General features: G+C 62.4%; 17 protein-coding genes. 11 read left to right on the forward strand and 6 right to left on the reverse strand.

The window, feature by feature from the left end:
* The first annotated feature begins 328 nt into the window (after window positions 1-328).
* The 5 genes from U9R80_RS22910 to U9R80_RS22930 all read left to right on the forward strand — a co-directional run bounded on the left by U9R80_RS22910 (window position 329) and on the right by U9R80_RS22930 (window position 5466).
* Window positions 329-985: an alpha/beta hydrolase gene (locus U9R80_RS22910; protein ID WP_301840215.1), complete on the forward strand. Its 657-nt coding sequence runs from the start codon at window positions 329-331 to the stop codon at window positions 983-985.
* Between the two features lie 101 nt (window positions 986-1086).
* Window positions 1087-2529, forward strand: coding sequence for an ATP-dependent RNA helicase RhlB (rhlB, locus tag U9R80_RS22915; protein WP_442964990.1), 1443 nt, complete (start codon window positions 1087-1089; stop codon window positions 2527-2529).
* 144 nt (window positions 2530-2673) lie between these two features.
* Window positions 2674-3624, forward strand: coding sequence for an ornithine cyclodeaminase family protein (locus U9R80_RS22920; RefSeq protein WP_301840214.1), 951 nt, complete (start codon window positions 2674-2676; stop codon window positions 3622-3624).
* Between the two features lie 10 nt (window positions 3625-3634).
* Complete coding sequence (locus U9R80_RS22925) at window positions 3635-4765, forward strand: NAD(P)/FAD-dependent oxidoreductase (protein WP_301840213.1); 1131 nt, start codon at window positions 3635-3637, stop codon at window positions 4763-4765.
* Between the two features lie 74 nt (window positions 4766-4839).
* Window positions 4840-5466 (forward strand): helix-turn-helix transcriptional regulator, encoded by a 627-nt coding sequence (locus tag U9R80_RS22930; RefSeq protein WP_301840211.1) that lies wholly within the window; start codon window positions 4840-4842, stop codon window positions 5464-5466.
* 26 nt (window positions 5467-5492) lie between these two features.
* On the opposite strand, the gene U9R80_RS22935 is transcribed toward U9R80_RS22930, so the two are convergent.
* The 6 genes from U9R80_RS22935 to U9R80_RS22960 all read right to left on the reverse strand — a co-directional run bounded on the left by U9R80_RS22935 (window position 5493) and on the right by U9R80_RS22960 (window position 10571).
* Window positions 5493-6269 (reverse strand): ABC transporter substrate-binding protein, encoded by a 777-nt coding sequence (locus U9R80_RS22935; RefSeq protein ID WP_301840209.1) that lies wholly within the window; start codon window positions 6267-6269, stop codon window positions 5493-5495.
* A gap of 182 nt (window positions 6270-6451) precedes the next feature.
* On the reverse strand, window positions 6452-6898 hold the full coding sequence (gene moaE / locus U9R80_RS22940) for a molybdopterin synthase catalytic subunit MoaE (RefSeq protein WP_301840207.1): 447 nt from the start codon (window positions 6896-6898) through the stop codon (window positions 6452-6454).
* Window position 6899: 1 nt separating this feature from the next.
* Entirely contained in the window at window positions 6900-7145 is a 246-nt protein-coding gene (moaD, locus tag U9R80_RS22945; protein WP_301840205.1) for a molybdopterin converting factor subunit 1, read from the reverse strand.
* Window positions 7142-7618: a cyclic pyranopterin monophosphate synthase MoaC gene (gene moaC / locus U9R80_RS22950; RefSeq protein WP_301840204.1), complete on the reverse strand. Its 477-nt coding sequence runs from the start codon at window positions 7616-7618 to the stop codon at window positions 7142-7144. The genes moaD and moaC overlap by 4 nt, the downstream gene beginning before the upstream one ends.
* A gap of 97 nt (window positions 7619-7715) precedes the next feature.
* Complete coding sequence (locus U9R80_RS22955) at window positions 7716-9110, reverse strand: PhoH family protein (RefSeq protein ID WP_301840202.1); 1395 nt, start codon at window positions 9108-9110, stop codon at window positions 7716-7718.
* Between the two features lie 342 nt (window positions 9111-9452).
* Complete coding sequence (locus U9R80_RS22960) at window positions 9453-10571, reverse strand: polysaccharide deacetylase family protein (RefSeq protein WP_301840200.1); 1119 nt, start codon at window positions 10569-10571, stop codon at window positions 9453-9455.
* 134 nt (window positions 10572-10705) lie between these two features.
* Between U9R80_RS22960 and yaaA the strand changes: the two genes are divergently transcribed.
* The 6 genes from yaaA (at window position 10706) to U9R80_RS22990 (ending at window position 19316) form a co-directional block, all read left to right on the forward strand.
* Window positions 10706-11485, forward strand: a complete 780-nt coding sequence (gene yaaA, locus U9R80_RS22965; protein ID WP_301840199.1) for a peroxide stress protein YaaA — start codon at window positions 10706-10708, stop codon at window positions 11483-11485.
* A gap of 761 nt (window positions 11486-12246) precedes the next feature.
* Window positions 12247-13563, forward strand: coding sequence for a nucleotide sugar dehydrogenase (locus U9R80_RS22970; RefSeq protein ID WP_301840198.1), 1317 nt, complete (start codon window positions 12247-12249; stop codon window positions 13561-13563).
* A gap of 67 nt (window positions 13564-13630) precedes the next feature.
* A complete protein-coding gene (gene alg8, locus U9R80_RS22975; RefSeq protein ID WP_442964923.1) occupies window positions 13631-15112 on the forward strand; it encodes a mannuronan synthase in 1482 nt (493 codons plus the stop codon).
* A 37-nt stretch (window positions 15113-15149) separates the two neighbouring features.
* Window positions 15150-16316, forward strand: coding sequence for an alginate biosynthesis protein Alg44 (locus tag U9R80_RS22980; RefSeq protein WP_301840196.1), 1167 nt, complete (start codon window positions 15150-15152; stop codon window positions 16314-16316).
* A gap of 139 nt (window positions 16317-16455) precedes the next feature.
* The gene (algK, locus tag U9R80_RS22985) at window positions 16456-17838 is read left to right on the forward strand and encodes an alginate biosynthesis TPR repeat lipoprotein AlgK (RefSeq protein ID WP_301840194.1); all 1383 of its coding nucleotides are present in this window, start codon (window positions 16456-16458) and stop codon (window positions 17836-17838) included.
* Window positions 17835-19316 (forward strand): alginate export family protein, encoded by a 1482-nt coding sequence (locus tag U9R80_RS22990; protein ID WP_301840193.1) that lies wholly within the window; start codon window positions 17835-17837, stop codon window positions 19314-19316. Before algK ends, U9R80_RS22990 begins: the two co-directional genes overlap by 4 nt.
* Window positions 19317-19322 lie beyond the last annotated feature (6 nt).

The raw sequence follows: 19322 nt of genomic DNA on the forward strand, positions 1-19322 counted from the left end.
TCCAAATTGCTCTTGTTGTGTTGAGCCGGGATTGCACCGCACCCTTATGAGGCGCATCCGACCCTTGTTGGCTTGTTTTTGGGTCAATTGGCGCAATGCGCTGTTCTGTGACAGCCTTGGTAGTCGCTAACGGGTGTTACTGTCCAAAACGTGTAACCTCGCATTACGAATTTCATAGCAAAGCGCGTACCACACTGAGCGGCTAAAGCGTTTCAGTTCACGTCAATAGGAAAACTTGCAGCGTTGCGACAGGTTTTTTCCGGATTCACTCGACGCGCCTTCATTTCATGCACGCAAACAAGAGCGCGCGCACACTTTCGGAGCAGTCATGACCAACCCGCTGATTCTCGAACCGCAAAAAACCGCAGACGCCTGTGTGATCTGGTTGCACGGCCTTGGGGCCGACCGTTACGACTTCCTGCCGGTCGCCGAAGCCTTGCAGGACGTTTTGCTCAGTACCCGCTTCGTCATGCCCCAGGCCCCCACCCGGCCGGTGACCATCAATGGCGGCTACGAGATGCCCAGCTGGTATGACATCAAGGCCATGACCCCGGCACGCGCCATCGACCAGGAACAACTGGAGGCGTCGGCCGACCAGGTCATCGCCCTGGTCAAGGCTGAACAGGCAAAAGGTATCGACCTGGCGCGTATCGTCCTGGCCGGCTTCTCCCAGGGCGGCGCGGTGGTGCTGCACACTGCTTATATAAAGTGGCAAGAAGCCCTGGGGGGCGTGATTGCCCTGTCGACCTACGCACCGACCTTCGCCCAGGAGCGTGAACTGAGCGCCTGCCAGCAACGCACGCCGGCCTTGTGCCTGCACGGTGTGCATGACCCCGTTGTGCTGCCGGCCATGGGCCGCTCCGCGTATGAGCACCTGAAGCAGTGGGGCGTCAGCGCCAAATGGGCTGAATACCCGATGGAGCACGAAGTGCTGCAGGAAGAAATTCGCGATATCGCAGTCTGGCTGACCGAACGCCTGCGCTAAAAGCAGACTTCCTGTAGTTGTCTTCGCAATCCCCTACGCCGCGCCCGAATCTTGCATTACACTGGCCGGCGTACATTCCTTAACCAATTGATGAGATGACCGTGCTCAAAGCACTCAAGAAGATGTTCGGCAAGAGCGAGGTTGAGCAACTCGCCACCGAAACCGCTGCCCCCGTGATGCAGCCACCCGCACCACCCCAGGCCCCTGCCCCGGCCGCCCCGGCTGCCCCGCTCAATACCGAGGCCGAGGCCGCAACACCGGCACGCGCCGAGAAACCGGCCGAGCCCAAACCGCGCCGTGAACGCAAGCCAAAGCCTGCCGCCTCCACCTGGAAGCTGGAAGACTTCGCGGTCGAGCCGCAGGAAGGCAAGACCCGCTTCCATGATTTCAAGCTCTCCCCCGAGCTGATGCACGCCATCCATGACCTCGGTTTCCCCTACTGCACGCCGATCCAGGCGCAAGTACTGGGTTATACCCTGCGTGGCAAAGATGCCATTGGCCGCGCCCAGACCGGCACCGGCAAGACGGCCGCCTTCCTGATCTCGATCATCACCCAGTTGCAGCAGACCCCGCCGCCCAAAGAGCGCTACATGGGCGAGCCACGGGCACTGATCATCGCCCCGACCCGCGAACTGGTGGTACAGATCGCCAAGGACGCCGCCGCGCTGACCAAGTACACCGGCCTGAACGTGATGACCTTTGTCGGCGGCATGGACTTCGACAAGCAGCTCAAGGCCCTCGAAGCCCGCCACTGCGACATCCTGGTCGCCACCCCTGGCCGCTTGCTGGACTTCAACCAGCGCGGCGAAGCGCACCTGGACATGGTCGAGGTACTGGTACTGGACGAAGCCGACCGCATGCTCGACATGGGTTTCATTCCCCAGGTCCGGCAGATCATTCGCCAGACGCCACCCAAGAGCGAACGCCAGACCCTGCTGTTCTCCGCCACCTTCACCGAAGACGTGATGAACCTGGCCAAGCAGTGGACCACCGACCCTGCCATCGTCGAGATCGAGCCGGAGAACGTCGCCAGCGAGACCGTCGAGCAGCATGTCTATGCCGTAGCCGGCAGCGACAAGTACAAGCTGCTGTACAACCTGGTGACCGAGAACAAGTGGGAACGGGTGATGGTCTTCGCCAACCGCAAGGACGAAGTGCGGCGCATCGAGGAACGCCTGGTGCGCGATGGCGTCAATGCTGCCCAGCTGTCGGGCGATGTGCCGCAGCACAAGCGCATCAAGACCCTCGAGAGCTTCCGTGAAGGCCGAATCACCGTGCTGGTGGCAACCGACGTTGCCGGTCGCGGTATTCACATCGACGGCATCAGCCATGTCATCAACTTCACCCTGCCTGAAGACCCGGACGACTACGTGCACCGTATCGGCCGTACCGGTCGTGCCGGCACCAGCGGTGTGTCGATCAGCTTTGCCGGTGAAGACGACTCCTATCAGTTGCCTGCCATCGAAGAGCTGCTGGGCCGCAAGATCAGCTGCGAGATGCCGCCGACCGAGCTGCTCAAGCCGGTACCGCGCAAGCATCACTGATCGTTGAAAGGCATCGCGGGGCAAACCCGCTCCTGAAGCAGGAGCGGGTTTGCCCCGCGATGCTTTTTGCATTTTCAGACCAACGATATTGCCCAAATAAACAAAAAGTCCATAATGGACAAAATAGTTTATTTGGAGCTTCGCATGTCCGCGCCTCTCGTCATCGACAAACAGCACGCTCGCCAACTGCTTGCCCAGGTGGATGTTCCGCAGATCCTGCGCACTCTGTTCCGTGACCTCGCGGCCGGGCAAGCGGTACAGCCGTCCCAGCAATTGGTGGAGTTCCCCAACGGCAAAGGCGACTTCATCAACTACGGTGGCGTACTCGCCAACGAGCGGGTCTATGGGCTCAAGACCTCGCCCTACATCGTCCGCGAGCAAGGCGCGCTGGTCACCGCCTGGACCTTGCTGATGTCCATGGACAGTGGCCAGCCGCTGCTGCTGTGCGATGCCGGTGAACTGACCACCGCCCGCACCGCTGCCACCACGGCCGTCGCGGTGGACGCACTGGCGCCAACCGATGCCCGTCGCCTGACCCTGATCGGCAGCGGCCCGATTGCCCGCGCGCATCTGCATTATGTCCGCGACCTGCGCGAGTGGCAGGACATCCGCCTGTTCTCCCCCAGCCTGCACCAGCAAAGCGCCGAGCAACGTCAGGCCCTGACTGACCTCGACCCTCGCCTGCAACTGTGCGACAGCCTCGAACAGGCCCTGGTGGACGCCGACGTGATTCTGCTCTGCACCTCGTCGGCCTCGCCGGTGATCGACCCGCGCACCCTGAGCAAACCCGCACTGATTACCTCGATCAGCACCAACGCCGTGCGCGCCCACGAAATACCGCCCGCCTGCCTGGGCGAGATGGATGTCTACTGCGACTACCGGGTAACCACCCCAGGCAGCGCGGGCGAGATGCGCATCGCCGCCGAACAGCACGGGTGGCAGCCGGAGACGATTATCGGCGACCTGGCCCAACTGCTCAGCGAGCAAGCCCCGCGCCCCACCTACCAGCGCCATGCGTTCTTCCGCTCCATCGGCCTGGGCCTTGAAGACATTGCCCTGGCCAATGCGCTGTACCAGTTGCACCACGGCCGCTGAGGAGAGATTCATGCACCAGGCTGACTACATCATCATCGGCGCCGGTATCGCCGGCGCCTCCACCGGATACTGGCTGTCGGCCCACGGCCGTGTACTGCTGCTCGAGCGTGAATCACTGCCCGGCTACCACTCCACCGGCCGTTCGGCGGCGCTCTACACCGCCGCCTACGGCACGCCCCAGGTGCGCGCCCTGACCCTGGCGAGCCGAGCGTTCTTCGACCACCCGCCAGCGGGCTTTGCCGAGCATCCACTGCTGACCCCGCGCGGGGAAATGACCGTCGACCTCACCGGCGACCCCGCGGAGCTGCAGCGCCAATACCAGAGTGCCAAAGCCTGCGTACCGGAAGTCGAGCTGCTGGACGCCGACCAGGCCTGCGCACTGCTGCCCGTGCTGCGCCGTGAGAAAGTCCATGGCGCCCTGTTTGATCCAAGCGCCAGCGACATCGACACCGACGCCCTGCACCAGGGCTATCTGCGCGGCATCCGCCGCCAACAAGGTGAAGTCCACAGCAACTGTGAAGTGCAGCAACTGAGCCGTGATGCCGACGGCCTGTGGCAGGTGCAGACCAGCCGCGGCACATTCAGCGCCCCGGTGCTGATCAACGCCGCCGGCGCCTGGGCCGACCAGATCGGCGTACTGGCCGGCGCGCTGCCCCTGGGCTTGCAGCCAAAACGCCGCGCCGCCTTCATTTTTGCCGGGCCCGAAGGCATCGACAGCCATGCCTGGCCCATGCTGGTGAGCCTCGACGAGTCGTTCTATATGAAGCCCGATGCCGGCATGCTGCTCGGCTCCCCGGCCAACGCCGACCCGGTCGACCCCCATGATGTGCAAGCCGAAGAGCTGGACATCGCCATGGGCATCTACCAGATCGAAGAAGCCACCACCCTGAGCATTCGCCGGCCAACCCGCACCTGGGCGGGGTTGCGCAGCTTCGTTGCCGACGGTGACCTGGTGGCCGGTTTCGACCCACAGGTGCCTGGCCTGTTCTGGGTCGCGGCACAGGGCGGCTACGGTATCCAGACCTCACCGGCAATGGGCCAGGCCAGTGCCGCCCTGGTCCGCGGCCAGGCGCTGGACGATCACCTGAAGGGCTTTGGCCTGAACGCCGAGATGCTGTCGCCCCGTCGCCTGCAAGGGTGACGCGCCGCCGCGATTGCGGCACACTCCCAGCGCCCTGCTCACCAGGGCGCTGACACCGCCTGGAGCCTGCCTGAATGTCGACACCCCGCCCCGACCCTGTCCTGGACAACTACCGGGCCATCGCCGATGCCATCGCCACCCTGTTCTTTCCCCACGCCGAGGTGGTGCTGCACGATTTGCGCAGCCAGAAGATCGACTACATCGCCAACAATTTGTCCAAGCGTGAGGTGGGTGACGATGCGGCGCTGGAGGACATGTTCGAGGCTGGCACCGATGAAACCAACATCGGCCCCTATGAAAAGCTCAACTGGGACGGCCAGAAAATCCGCTCCCTGAGCACGGTGCTGCGCGACAGCAGCGGCAAGCCGCTGGCGGTGCTGTGCATCAACCTGAACATCACCCTGTTCGAGACCGCCAAGGCGGCGCTGGACCTGTTCCTTTCGCCCAGCCGGCTGATCCCGCAACCGGATGCACTGTTTCGCGACGACTGGCAGGAGCGCATCAACACCTTCCTCAACAGCTGGCTACGCCAGCGCCAACTGAGCCTGAACCTGCTCACCCGCGACCACAAGCGCGAGCTGGTGCTGGCCCTGCACGCCGAGGGCGCATTCAAGGGCAAGAGTGCGGCCAACTATGTGGCCAATGTGCTGGGGATGGGACGGGCGACGGTGTACAAACACCTGAAGGAACTCAAGGCCTGAACAGGTCCAGGCCTTGAGCGGGGCGATCAATCGCCGTAGATATCGGTCTTGAAGTACTTGGCCTGGATCTTCTGGTACTCGCCGTTGGCACGGATACCGTCAATGGCCTTGTTGAGCTGGCTCACCAGTTCGCTATTGCCCTTGCGCACAGCAATCCCGGCACCCTCGCCGACATATTTCGGGTCCTTGAGCTCCGGGCCGGTGAAGGCATAGTCGGCTCCGCGCGGCATCGAGAGGAAATCGTCCAGGGGAATGGTGTCGGCAAAAATAGCGTCCACACGCCCGGACGCCAGGTCCATGTAGATCTCTTCGTTATTGCTGTAGCGCTTGATGGTGATGCCCTTGGGCTCGAGCACTTCAGTGGCATAGCGATCGGTGGTGGTGGCGCGCTGCACACCCACAGTCTTGCCCTTGAGGCTTGCATACTGGTCATCGACCACGGCGCCCTTCTTCATGACCAGGCGCGATGAGGTGAAGTAGTACTTGTGGGTGAAATCCACCGACTTCTTGCGCTCATCGGTAATGGTCATCGACGACAGCGCGGCATCGATCTTCTTCACTTTGAGCGACGGAATCAGACCGTCGAACTCGACCTCGTTCCACACACACTTGACCTGCATCTGCGCGCACAGGGCATTGCCGATGTCGTAATCGAAGCCGATGATCTCACCCTTGTCGTTCTTCGAGGCGAACGGCGGGTAGGCGGCTTCGATGCCAATGCGCAAGGTTTTCTCGGCGGCGAACAGACTGCTGCTGGCCAACAGGCTCAAGGCCAGACCACTGATCAGGGTGAACTTGTTCATTAGGGTCTCTCTCGCTCGTTATTGGAGGTGTGTTGCAAGACAGAGGGAAAAGAAGCAGGCGCGAGGCAGCCTGGAATTATTTTGTACTTATAATTCCATACTGGACTTTTTTGTATAGGAATTCAAGCATTGCGGGGCAAGCCCGCTCCTACCGTAGGAGCGGGCTTGCCCCGCGATAACAATCACCACCGCCCGGCAGCATCCTCATCGCTCTGCTTGCCGTCCACCCAACGCTCGCCTTGGCTGGTCTGCTCTTTCTTCCAGAACGGTGCGCGGGTCTTGAGGTAATCCATGATGAAGTTGCAAGCGTCGAATGCCGCCTGGCGATGGGCACTGGCCACGCCGACAAAGACAATCGGCTCGCCGGGTTCCAGCGCGCCGATGCGGTGCAGCACCTCGACCTTGAGCAGCGGCCAGCGCTGCTCGGCCTCGACCACAATCTTGCCCAGTGCTTTCTCGGTCATCCCTGGATAATGCTCCAGGAACATCCCGGCCACTTCCAGGCCATCGTTGAAGTCGCGCACGTAGCCAACGAAGCTGACCACCGCGCCGACGCCGACATTGGCCGCATGCATGGCGTTGACTTCAACGCCTGGGTCGAATGCTGCAAGCTGAACCCGTACGCTCATCTCAACCCCCGGTCACAGGCGGGAAGAACGCCACTTCATCGCCGTCCTGCAGCGGCTCGGTGAGCTTGCACAGGTCCTGGTTGCGAGCGCACATCAGGTTCTGTTCGGCGAGAAACCCATGGGAGTCACCCTTGGCCAGCAGGGCCTGGCGCACATCGTCCAGGGTCTTGAACTCGCCCTGCACGGCTTCACCGTCACGCCCCAGGGCTTCACGAAAGCGGGCGAAATACACCACGTTGATGTTCATTGCACGTCATCCGCCTGGTAGTGGCCGCTCTTGCCGCCAAGCTTTTCCAGTACGCGAACGCCCTCGATGACCATGCCGCGATCGACCGCCTTGCACATGTCATAAATAGTCAGGGCAGCGACACTGGCGGCGGCCAGGGCTTCCATTTCCACGCCGGTCTGCCCGGCCAGCTTGCAACGGGCAACGATGTGCACGGTGTCCGTGCCTTCAGCGCTGAGTTCGACCTTGACGCTGGTGAGCATCAGCGGGTGGCACAGCGGGATCAGGTCGCTGGTCTTTTTCGCCGCCTGGATCCCGGCGATGCGCGCCACGGCAAACACATCCCCCTTGGGGTGTTCGCCGTCGACGATCATCTGCAGAGTCTGCGGGAGCATGCGTACCCGCGCTTCGGCCACGGCCTCGCGCGCAGTCACGGCTTTTTCGGTGACGTCGACCATATTGGCCCGACCTTGGGAATCGAGATGAGTCAGCACAGCCTTCCTCCTGTTCAGGAGCGAAGAGTGTAAACCCAGGAGTCAGGTATTCGCAGCGAAAAAACACCGGGCGGTAGGACCGCCCGGTGGTTGGAGGTTACAGGTGGGATTCGGCGTATTCGGCCAGGATCGAACGCGGCACACCCTGCAAGGTGATGTGCACGCCGTTGGGGAAGTCCTTGAAGCGCTCGGTCAGGTAGGTCAGACCGGAGCTGGTGGCGGACAGGTAAGGGGTGTCGATCTGCGCCAGGTTGCCCAGGCAGATCACCTTGGAACCGGCACCTGCACGGGTGATGATGGTTTTCATCTGGTGCGGGGTCAGGTTCTGGCATTCATCGATCAGGATCAGGCTCTGCTGGAAGCTGCGACCGCGAATGTAGTTCAGGGATTTGAACTGCAACGGTACCCGTTCAAGGATGTAGTCGACGCTGCCGTGGGTGTTCTCGTCGTCCATGTGCAAGGCTTCGAGGTTGTCGGTGATTGCCCCCAGCCAAGGCTCCATTTTTTCCGCCTCGGTGCCTGGCAGAAAGCCGATTTCCTGGTCCAGCCCCTGCACGCTGCGGGTCGCGATGATACGACGATAGCGCTTGCTGACCATGGTCTGCTCGATCGCAGCGGCCAGGGCCAGGATGGTCTTGCCGGAACCGGCGGCGCCGGTCAGGTTGACCAGGTGGATGTCCGGGTCGAGCAACGCGAACAGCGCCAGGCTCTGGTGGATATCCCGCGGTTTCAGGCCCCAGGCCTCCTGGTGCAGCAATGGCTCCTGGTGCAGGTCGAGCAGCACCAGCTCGCCATCCTTGATGCCCTTGATCCAGCCAACGAAGCCCTGTTCGTCAATGATGAACTCGTTGATATGCACAGCCGGCAGGTTGTCGATCATCTGCACCCGATGCCAGGTGCGGCCACGGTCCTGACGGGTTTCGACCTTGCTCACCCGGTCCCAGAAAGAGCCGGTCACGCTGTGATACCCCTTGGACAGCAAGGAAACGTCGTCAACCAATTGGTCGGTACTGTAGTCCTCGGCCGCGATCCCACAGGCGCGGGCCTTCAGGCGCATGTTGATGTCTTTGGTCACCAGCACCACGTCGCGGTCCGTGCGCCGACTGCGCAGCTCCAGCAACTGGTTAATGATGATGTTGTCGTTGAGGTTTTCCGGCAGCAGGCGGTTGGGCTCGTTGCGCGGACTCATCAGAATCGACAGGAAACCCTTGGGCCCACTCTTGCCACGCTGGATCGGTACACCCTGCTCGACATCGGCAGGCGAGGCATCGCCCAGGGTCTGGTCGATCAGGCGGATGGCCTGGCGACATTCGGCGGCGATGGTGTGTTTACCGGTCTTGAGTTTGTCGAGCTCCTCCAGCACCGTCATCGGTATGGCGACGTGGTGCTCCTCGAAGTTGAGCAATGCGTTGGGATCGTGGATCAGTACATTGGTATCGAGCACATAAAGGATTGGCTGGTTGGAGGAATTGGTGCGTCCTTGATCATCCATACTCGGTCACCTTTGTGGGGGCCAGACGACGCAATACCCATGTGGTGCTGCGCCGTGAAGTGGCCGCCGTTACCTCCCACTGCCGCGTCGTTACGGCGGGGAAGCTGCCCTCACACTACTGGTGCCCAATGACGCCACCTGTGATGCAGGGTTCGGCGGTCTGACTCCTTGATACCGCAAAACCCATGACCGTAAAAAGCATTTTTATACTTTTTTGAAGTTTATTTTTCGTGATGACACTTAGCCCTTGGCGCACGGTCAAAGCACCGCTAAAGTCATAAATCCAGTCCAGTGAAATGCATGTGGCATTTTATCGCTGGCCTTGTCGCTTCCCGCCTGTTGTCATCTTTTCCCGGCAAAATGCCGACAATCTTCCCACCCTATCCCGCTCTGCGATGTCTGTTTGAGCAGCCAGGCCACGGCCTCCTGCGCCTTGGGCTGGGCGTCATGAAACTGAATCACGCCATGACGCCACAGCAGCATCAGCGTCAGTACCCGTTGCGCCGACTGCTCGGCACTGAGCGCGCCCTGGTCCTGGGCATCGATGTTCCACAGCAGCACCTGTAACCCTTGCCCCTGGAAAAAACCCTGGCTGTCGGCGCGACGCTGGCCATAGGGCGGCCTGAACAGTGGCACGTACTGATCGGGCAGATCCGCCTGAACCCGCGCCTGGCTGCGCATCACCGAGTCCTGCCAGTCCTGCCACTGCCCGTGCGAACGGTACTGCCAGCCCTGGATGCCGACACATTGCCCCTTGTACAGCGCACGCAGGTCCGCGAGCGACGTCTTGTCGCGGCGGGTCTGCAGGCTGTTGCCCAGCACAAAGAAGGTGGCACCCAGCTTTTGCCGGCGCAGGTAATCCGCCAACGCATCGGTACTCGCGCCGGGGCCGGCATCGAAGGTCAGCATGAACAGCCGATCATTGAGCTCATCGCCATCGCGCTCCAGCTCCGAAAAGCGCTCCACTTCACTGGCGGTCTGTGGAAAAAGCGCAGCCTTGCGCAGCAGCTCGTTCAGGTAGCGCACATGGAACACCCGGCTGGGAGCAGCCCAGCCGGCATAGAACGAATCCGCGCCCACCTCGAACGCCGCCGCTTGCCGGCGCAGCTCAGCCACACCGTCGATGACATAACAGAACGAGGCATCCTGCTCGCAGCTTTGCTGGGCCCGGTCATAGTTGCGCCACAGCCGCTGCCACAAGCGCTGGCGCACCTGGTTGATCGACGCCAGGTTGACCTGCCTGAGCCCCAGCTGCGCCGCCAGGGCCGGTTCATCCAGTGCTTCACTGGCCTGCAGGGCCTGGGAAAAGCCGAGAATCTCGGCCCGCGAGGCGACATCGAACAGGGTCGGGCTGTCGAGTGGCTCCGGCCAGTGGCTACGGTCGAAGGTTGCCAGCGGCAACGGCGCGGCCTGAATGCCGGCACTCAACAGTCCGCTCAGTAACAGCAGGGCAATGCGCACGATCAAGGTCTCCGGTTTCCTCGCCGCGCACTATAGCGTCAAGCGTCGGGATGGTCTGTGGCTATTGACGCCATAGCTGGAGATCACGGCCCCCGCCCCGTAGAATCGTCCCCACGATTCAAGGAGCCCGACCGATGCTGACGGTGATATCCCCCGCCAAGACCCTCGACTACGACACCCCGCCGGTAACCCAGCGCTACACCCAGCCGCAGTACCTGGACGATTCCCAGGAACTGATCGTGCAGTTGCGCGAGCTGTCGCCGGCGCAGATCAGCGAACTGATGCACCTTTCCGACAAGCTCGCCGGCCTCAACGCCGCCCGCTTCGGCAGCTGGACTCCGGCCTTCACCCCGGAGAACGCCAAGCAGGCGCTGCTGGCGTTCAAGGGCGATGTGTACACCGGGCTCGACGCCCAGAGCCTGAGCGAGGACGACTTCAGCTACGCCCAGGAACACCTGCGCATGCTCTCGGGCCTCTACGGCCTGCTGCGCCCGCTGGACCTGATGCAACCTTATCGCCTGGAAATGGGCACCAAGCTGGCCAACGCCCGTGGCAAGGACCTGTACGCCTTCTGGGGCACACGCATCAGCGAGTGGTTGAACCAGGCCCTGGCCGACCAGGGTGACGACCTGCTACTCAACCTGGCCAGCAACGAGTACTTCAGCGCGGTCAAGCGCAGCGCCCTCAAGGCGCGGATCATCAACACCGAGTTCCGCGACTTCAAGAACGGCCAGTACAAGATCATCAGCTTCTACGCCAAGAAAGCCCGCGGCATGATGAGCCGCTTCGTGATCCAGGAGCGCATCAACGATCCCGAGCAGCTCAAGCAGTTCGACGTGCAGGGCTACTACTACAGCGCCGAACAGTCGAAGCCGGACAACCTGGTGTTCCTGCGCGACCACCCCGAGGCCTGACTCCAGTCCTCGTCGCGGCAAGCCCGCTCCTGCCGCAGGAGCGGGCTTGCACCGCGATATCACGCCACAAATCTGACGTCAAATTCCAGGCTCCCCGCATTTATTGCAAAACGCCATAAGACCGTTCGTAGTTTTTTGACGAATTTTGAAAAAATATTTCCGGTACTGGCATAAAAGCATCCCTCTTCGCGTTCGCCCTTTATATACGGGGACGAAACTCCCGCGTGCCATCATATTGAACCTGCTGGCACTTTAATAAATATTAAAAAATCCTTCACGGTCATTGAACCGCCCTCGGAACTTATACCCTCGGCCATCGCTCATACCACCGGTAACGATTCTCGAGCCGTGTGTGAGAGATGACCTACAGCACAATTGGATCGCCACTACGGGTGTGCAATCCAATAACTTCGAGTTGAATCTCAACGACTGACTTTCAGTTGAAGCCAGGAGATACGCGCCCCAAACAAGCGTCCTAGTGGTTGATTTCAAAAGGTTTAATCCAATTGAAAGAGCAAGCACTGCAGTGTCGGATAACCGAACTGCAATAAAGACGGCTGCATTCAAGGGCACGTCCATAATTATTGGCCATTGGCTGCCAACTTTGAGTGCACATAACTTTGCACTCCACATTTATATGCCTGCGCACGGTGAAGTGAGCTTTTAATGGCACAACTCCGTTCGCCTGAAAACTGCTGGTTAATCAACCCGGTCTGGCTCTGTTAATTGAGCCGGCATGATAAACACATGAGGTGATAGCGATGCGTATCAGCATCTTTGGTTTGGGTTATGTAGGTGCAGTCTGTGCTGGCTGCCTGTCCGCACGGGGTCATGAAGTGATTGGCGTGGATGTGTCCAAGACCAAGATCGACCTGATCAACCAGGGCAAATCGCCAATTGTCGAACCCGGGCTTGAAGCACTCTTGCAACAAGGCATCGACACCGGTCGCCTGCGTGGCACCACCGACTTTGCCGCCGCGATCCGCGACAGCGACCTGTCGATGATCTGCGTCGGTACACCGAGCAAGAAGAACGGTGACCTGAGCCTGGAATACATCGAGTCGGTGTGCCGCGAAATCGGTTTCGTGCTGCGCGAAAAAGCCAGCCGCCACACCATCGTGGTACGCAGCACCGTGCTGCCGGGCACCGTGAAGAACGTAGTGATTCCGATCCTCGAAGACTGCTCGGGGAAAAAGGCCGGCGTCGATTTCGGCGTGGCGGTAAACCCTGAATTCCTGCGTGAAAGTACCGCAATCAAAGACTACGACCAGCCACCAATGACCGTCATCGGTGAACTGGACCGCGCCAGCGGCGATGTTCTGCAATCGCTCTACGAAGAACTCGACGCGCCGATCATCCGCAAGGACATCGAGGTGGCCGAGATGATCAAGTACACCTGCAACGTCTGGCATGCCACCAAGGTCACCTTCGCCAACGAGATCGGCAACATCGCCAAGGCCGTGGGCGTCGATGGCCGCGAAGTGATGGACGTGGTCTGCCAGGACAAGGCCCTGAACCTGTCGCAGTACTACATGCGCCCAGGCTTCGCGTTCGGCGGCTCCTGCCTGCCCAAGGACGTACGTGCCCTCACCTACCGCGCCGGCAGCCTGGATGTGAAGGCGCCGCTGCTCAACTCGCTGATGGCCAGCAACGAGTCCCAGGTGCAGAACGCCTTCGACATCATCGAAAGCCACGACAAGCGCCGCATCGCCCTGCTCGGCCTGAGCTTCAAGGCCGGCACCGACGACCTGCGCGAAAGCCCGCTGGTGGAACTGGCCGAACGCCTGATCGGCAAGGGCTATGAGTTGAACATCTACGACAACAACGTCGAGTACGCCCGTGTCCACGGTGCGAACAAAGACTACATCGAGTCGAAGATCCCGCACGTTTCTTCCCTGCTCAACGCCGACTTCGACCAGGTGATCAAGCACGCCGACGTGATCGTGCTGGGCAACCGCGACGAGAAGTTCCGCGCCCTCGCCCAACAGGCGCCCGAAGGCAAGCAGGTCATCGACCTGGTCGGCTTCATGAGCAAGGCCACCTCCCCGCTCAACCGCACCGAAGGTATCTGCTGGTAACCCGGCAGGCGCGGGGCCTTCGGGCCCTGCGCACCCCCTATTTCCCCACTGGATACGGATGCAGAACATGCTAAGGCTCAAGCACGGCCTGCTACAGGTCGCCGGTTGGCTGTTCTACGTGAGCCTGCTCATGTTGATCGCCCTGGCCTTGCCCAACTCCATTTTCGACCCCGAATCGAAGGACTTCATTTTCCTCATCGGCGCTGTCGGCATCTGGCGCTATTCCATGGGTGCCACGCACTTTGTGCGCGGCATGCTGTTCCTCTACGTGGTCTACCCGATGCTGCGCCGCAAGGTGCGCAAACTGGGCAGCGCCGCCGATCCGTCGCATGTCTACCTGATGGTCACCAGCTTTCGCATCGACGCGCTGACCACCGCCCAGGTCTACAGCTCGGTCATCCGCGAAGCCATCGACTGCGGCTACCCGACCACCGTGGTCTGCTCGCTGGTAGAAATGTCCGACGAACTGCTGGTGAAGAGCCTCTGGGAAAAATTCAATCCGCCAGACCGCGTCACCCTGGATTTCGTGCGTATCGCCGGAACCGGCAAGCGTGACGGCCTGGCCTACGGCTTTCGCGCCATCTCCCGCCACCTCCCGGACGACAACGCCGTGGTGGCGGTCATCGACGGCGACACCGTGCTCGGCGAAGGCGTGGTACGCAAGACCGTGCCCTGGTTCAAGCTGTTCGGCAATGTCGGCGGCCTGACCACCAACGAATTCTGCGAAGTGCGTGGCGGCTACATCATGAGCGAGTGGCACAAGCTGCGCTTCGCCCAGCGCCACATCAACATGTGCTCCATGGCCCTGTCCAAGCGCGTGCTGACCATGACCGGCCGCATGTCGGTGTTCCGCGCCGCCGTGGTGACCAACCCCGAGTTCATCGCCGACGTCGAGAACGACTCGCTGCAGCACTGGCGCCTGGGCCGCTTCAAGTTCCTGACCGGTGACGACAAGTCCAGCTGGTTCAGCCTGATGCGCCTTGGCTACGACACCTTCTACGTGCCGGATGCGGCGATCAACACCGTCGAGCACCCGCCCGAGAAAAGCTTCATCAAGGCCAGCCGCAAGCTGATGTACCGCTGGTACGGCAACAACCTGCGCCAGAACTCACGGGCCCTGGGCCTGGGGATTCGCCGCCTGGGCCTGTTCACCAGCGTGGTGCTGTTCGACCAGCGCGTGTCGATGTGGACCAGCCTGCTGGGCCTGACCGTCGCGGTAATCGCCAGCCTCAAATTCGGCCCGGCGTTCCTGTTGGTGTACCTGCTGTGGATCGGCATCACCCGCCTGATCCTGACGATCATGCTGCTGTGCTCGGGCCACGCCATCGGCCCGGCCTACCCACTGATTCTTTATTACAACCAGATCGTCGGCGCGATCATGAAGATCTACGTGTTCTTCCGCCTCGACAAGCAGTCCTGGACCCGCCAGCCCACTGCCCTCAAACGCGACCTCGCCAGCTTTCAACAATGGTTCAACACCTGGTCTTCCCGGACCATGACCTTCTCGGCGGCCAGCATCTTCATTGCTGTGCTGTTCATGGTCGTGTGAGCCGGAACCCGATTGGATTAAACAGGAACAAATCGCCATGAATACCGCCGTGAACGTCAATGTCGTGCATGAGTCCGAAGCCCAGCGCCAGCACGCCCGGGTGCGCATCCCGGCCAAATTGCGTTACCTGGGAGCCAGCCGGGAAACCCTGGAAGTGAAGGTCGACGACCTGTCTGCCGGGGGCCTGAGCTTCCACGCCAAGCACCCGCTCAAAGTCGGTGACGTGATGCGTGGCCGCTTGCAGTTCACGGTCGACAAACTGGGCCTGGCCATGGACATCGAGTTCCAGGTGCGCTCCTTCGACCCCTCCAGCGGTCGCACCGGCGTGCAGTTCCAGAACCTTGAGCCACGCGACATCGCCACCCTGCGCCATCTGATCACCTCGCACCTGTCGGGCGAGCTGATCACCATGGGCGACGTGCTCGGCACCCTGCAGCGCGACAACTTCACCAAGGCGCGCAAGCAGAAAGACGCCAACGGCGGCATGAGCGCCTTCGGCCGCCTGCGTGCCGTGACCTTCAGCCTCGGCGTGTTCGTGGTCGGCGTCGCCGCCTTCGGCTTCATCGCGAAATCGGTATACGGCCTGTACTTCGTCAGCCACGCCCAGGCCGGTGTGGTCAGCGTGCCGACCACCAACGTCACCATGCCCCGCGACGGCACGGTGCAGAGCCTGGTCGAAAACGGCGGCATGGCCGTCAAGGGCGCGCCACTGGCCTCGTTCAGCACCAGCATGCTGGACATGCTCAAGGGGCACCTGGACGACCAACAGCTTGATCCGGCCAAGGTCGAGGAGCTGTTCGGCAAGCAACTGAGCGGCACCCTGACCAGCCCCTGCGATTGCGTGGTCGCCCGCCAGTTGGTGGACGACGGCCAGTACGCGAGCAAGGGCCAGGTGATCTTCCAACTGATCCCGCGCACCACCACCGCAATGGTCGACGCGCGCTTCAGCTATCGCCAGTTCGACGACGTCAAACCCGGCGCCCGCGTGCACTTCACCGTGGCCGGCGACGACGAGCGCCGCAGCGGCCAGATCGTCAGCAGCACCAGCCTGAACAGCGAAGACCTGTCGTCGGACATCCGCGTGCAGATCAAGCCCGATGAAGCCCTGCCCAGCGAACTGGCTGGCCGTCCGGTAGCCGTCGACAGCAACCGTGGCCCGTCGCTGGACTGGCTGATCGACAAAGCCGTGGCCCGTGGGCTCTAAGGGAGGCATGGCAATGACCCTCATTCAATCCCCGGTAGGAGCGGGCTTGCCCCGCGATAGCCATCCACTTGACGCACCGCTATCGCGGGGCAAGCCCGCTCCCACAACAAGACCGATCCCACAGCAAGCCCGCGCCTGCATGACGGCCCTGGCCCTGGCCGTAACCCTGGCCGGTTGTGCCGGCCTGCCCGACCAGCGCCTGGCCAATGAGGCGCTCAAGCGCGGCGACACCGCCCTGGCCGAGCAGAACTATCGGCAGCTGGCCGACCTCGGCTACAGCGAAGCCCAGGTGGGCCTGGCCGACATCCAGGTGGAAACCCGCGACCCTGCCAAGCTCAAGGAGGCCGAGGCCACCTACCGCGCCGCCGCCGACATTTCGCCCCGTGCCCAGGCACGCCTGGGCCGGTTGCTGGCCGCCAAGCCCGACGCCACCGAAGCCGAGCGCCAGGAAGCCGAAACCCTGCTCAAGAAAGCCTTCGCCAATGGCGAGGGCAACACCCTGATCCCGCTGGCCATGCTCTACCTGCAATACCCGCAGAGCTTCCCGCGTACCAACGCCCAGCAGCAGATCGACCAATGGCGCGCCGCCGGTTACCCGGAAGCGGGCCTGGCCCAGGTGCTGCTGTACCGCACCCAGAACACCTACGACCAGCACCTGGCGGACGTGGAGCGGATCTGCAAGGCCGCGCTGACCACCACCGACATCTGCTATGTGGAACTGGCCACCGTCTACCAGAAACGCGCCCAGGCCGACCAGCAAGCCGCGCTGATCGAGCAAGTGAAAAGCGCCTACCAGCGCGGCGTGATTCCGGCCACCCGGGTCGACAGCGTCGCCCGCGTGCTGGCCGACCGCACCCTGGGCCAGACCGACGAAAAAACCGCCCAGGCCTTGCTTGAACAGGTGGCCCCTGTAAACCCGGCCTCCTGGGTCAGCCTGGCGCAATTGATCTACGACTTCCCGGAACTGGGCGATACCGACACGTTGATGGCCTACATCGACAAGGGCCGCGCCGCCGAGCAACCACGCGCCGAACTGCTGCTGGGCCGCCTCTACTACGAAGGCAAGACCGTACCGGCCGATGCGCAAAAGGCCCAGGCCCACCTGCAAAGCGCCGCCGACGCCGGTGAAGTCAGCGCCCATTACTACCTGGGCCAACTGTACCGCCGTGGCTACCTGGGCCAGGTCGACCCGCAAAAGGCCGTCGACCACCTGCTCACTGCCGCCCGCGGCGGCCAGCTCAGCGCCGACTACGCCCTGGCCCAGCTGTTCAGCGAAGGCCACGGCATTCGCCAGGACCTGGTCAATGCCTGGGTCTTCAGCCAACTGGCGCAAGCCAACCCGAGCGAACAGTCACAGGCGCTGGCCGCCCAGCTCGACCCGCAACTCACCCCAGCGCAAAAGGCACAGGCCCAGCGCCTGTTGCAGCAAGAGCGCCAGGCCCGTGGCGCCATCGGCCAAGGCGCTGGTGCCCTGGCCCTGCAGGCCGTGCGTGAAACCGAACAAGGCGAGGACTCCCTATGACACTCAATCCGTGGATGAAAGCCGGCGTAGGCCTGGGCTTCGCCCTGCTCTGGTCGTGCCCGACCCTGGCGGCCATGACCGCTGAAAAGAACTTCGGCCTGGACGTGAAAATCACCGGCCAGTCCGAAGACGACCGCGACCTGGGCACCCGCTCCGGCGGCGACGTCAACGGCGTGGGCCTGGACCTGCGCCCCTGGGTATACGGCGAGCGCGGTAACTGGAGCGCCTTCGCCATGGGCCAGGCGGTAGCGGCCACCGACATCATCGAGACCGACACCCTGCGCCAGTCCGGCGATGAGGCCGAAACCGAAAACAGCCGCGCCGACGGCCGCGAAGCCGACAAAAGCTACCTGGCCATGCGCGAATTCTGGGTCGGCTACAGCGGCCTGACCGCCTACCCCGGCGAACAGCTGCGCTTCGGTCGCCAGCGCCTGCGCAACGAAGACGGCATGTGGCGCGACACCAACATCGAAGCCCTCAACTGGACCTTCGACACCACCCTGCTGCGCGCCAACCTGGGCATGGCCGAGCGCTTCAGCGAATACCGCACCGACCTCACCGAGCTGGCCCCCGAAGACACGGATCGCCTGCACGTCTACGGCGACATCGCCACCCAGTGGACACCCGGTCACTGGGTCGGCCTGCGCGCCCACCACACCCATGACGACGGCAACCTGAAAAACCCCGGCGAGACCGTCGACGCGCTGGACAAGACCCGAACCGGCGACCTCACCTGGCTGGGCCTTGAGGCCAACAGCGATGCCTACAACTGGCGCAACCAGAACCGCGTCAACTACTGGGGCAGCATGACCTGGCTGACCGGTGACCGCGACAGCCTCAACACCACCACCGTCAACGACGAACAGGTCGCCAGCGGCAAGCAGAGCGGCGACGTCAACGCCTGGGCCACCGACCTCGGCATCCGCCTGCGCCTTGACCCCAACTGGCAAGTCGGCGCCGCCTACGCCCGCGGCAGTGGCGGCGGTGGCAGCGACGGCTCGAGCAACTACGAGCAGACCGGCCTTGAGAGCAACCGCTCCAACTACACCGGCACCCGCTCGCGCGTACACCGCTTCGGCGAAGCCTTCCGTGGCGAACTGGGGAACCTGCAGGCCGCCACCCTGTTCACCTCCTGGCAGCTGCGCGACGACTACGACGCCAGCCTGATCTACCACAAGTTCTGGCGCGTCGATGGCGACCAGAACATCGGCAGCAGCGGCATCAACGCCGTGGTCGAGGACAACGGCATCAACCGTCCGTTGATCCAGGGCGAGAAAGACCTGGGCCAGGAAGTCGACCTGGTGGTCACCAAGTACTTCAAGCAGGGCCTGCTGCCCGCCGCCCTGAGCCAGTCGATCGACGAGCCGGCGGCGCTGGTGCGCTTTCGTGGCGGCGTGTTCAAGCCGGGTGATGCGTATGGCAAGGAAGCGGACTCCTACATGCACCGCGCCTTTGTCGACGTGATCTGGCGCTTCTGATGCCTG

This window comes from Pseudomonas sp. JQ170C (assembly GCF_035581345.1).
In the GTDB taxonomy this organism is placed as follows: Bacteria; Pseudomonadota; Gammaproteobacteria; order Pseudomonadales; family Pseudomonadaceae; genus Aquipseudomonas.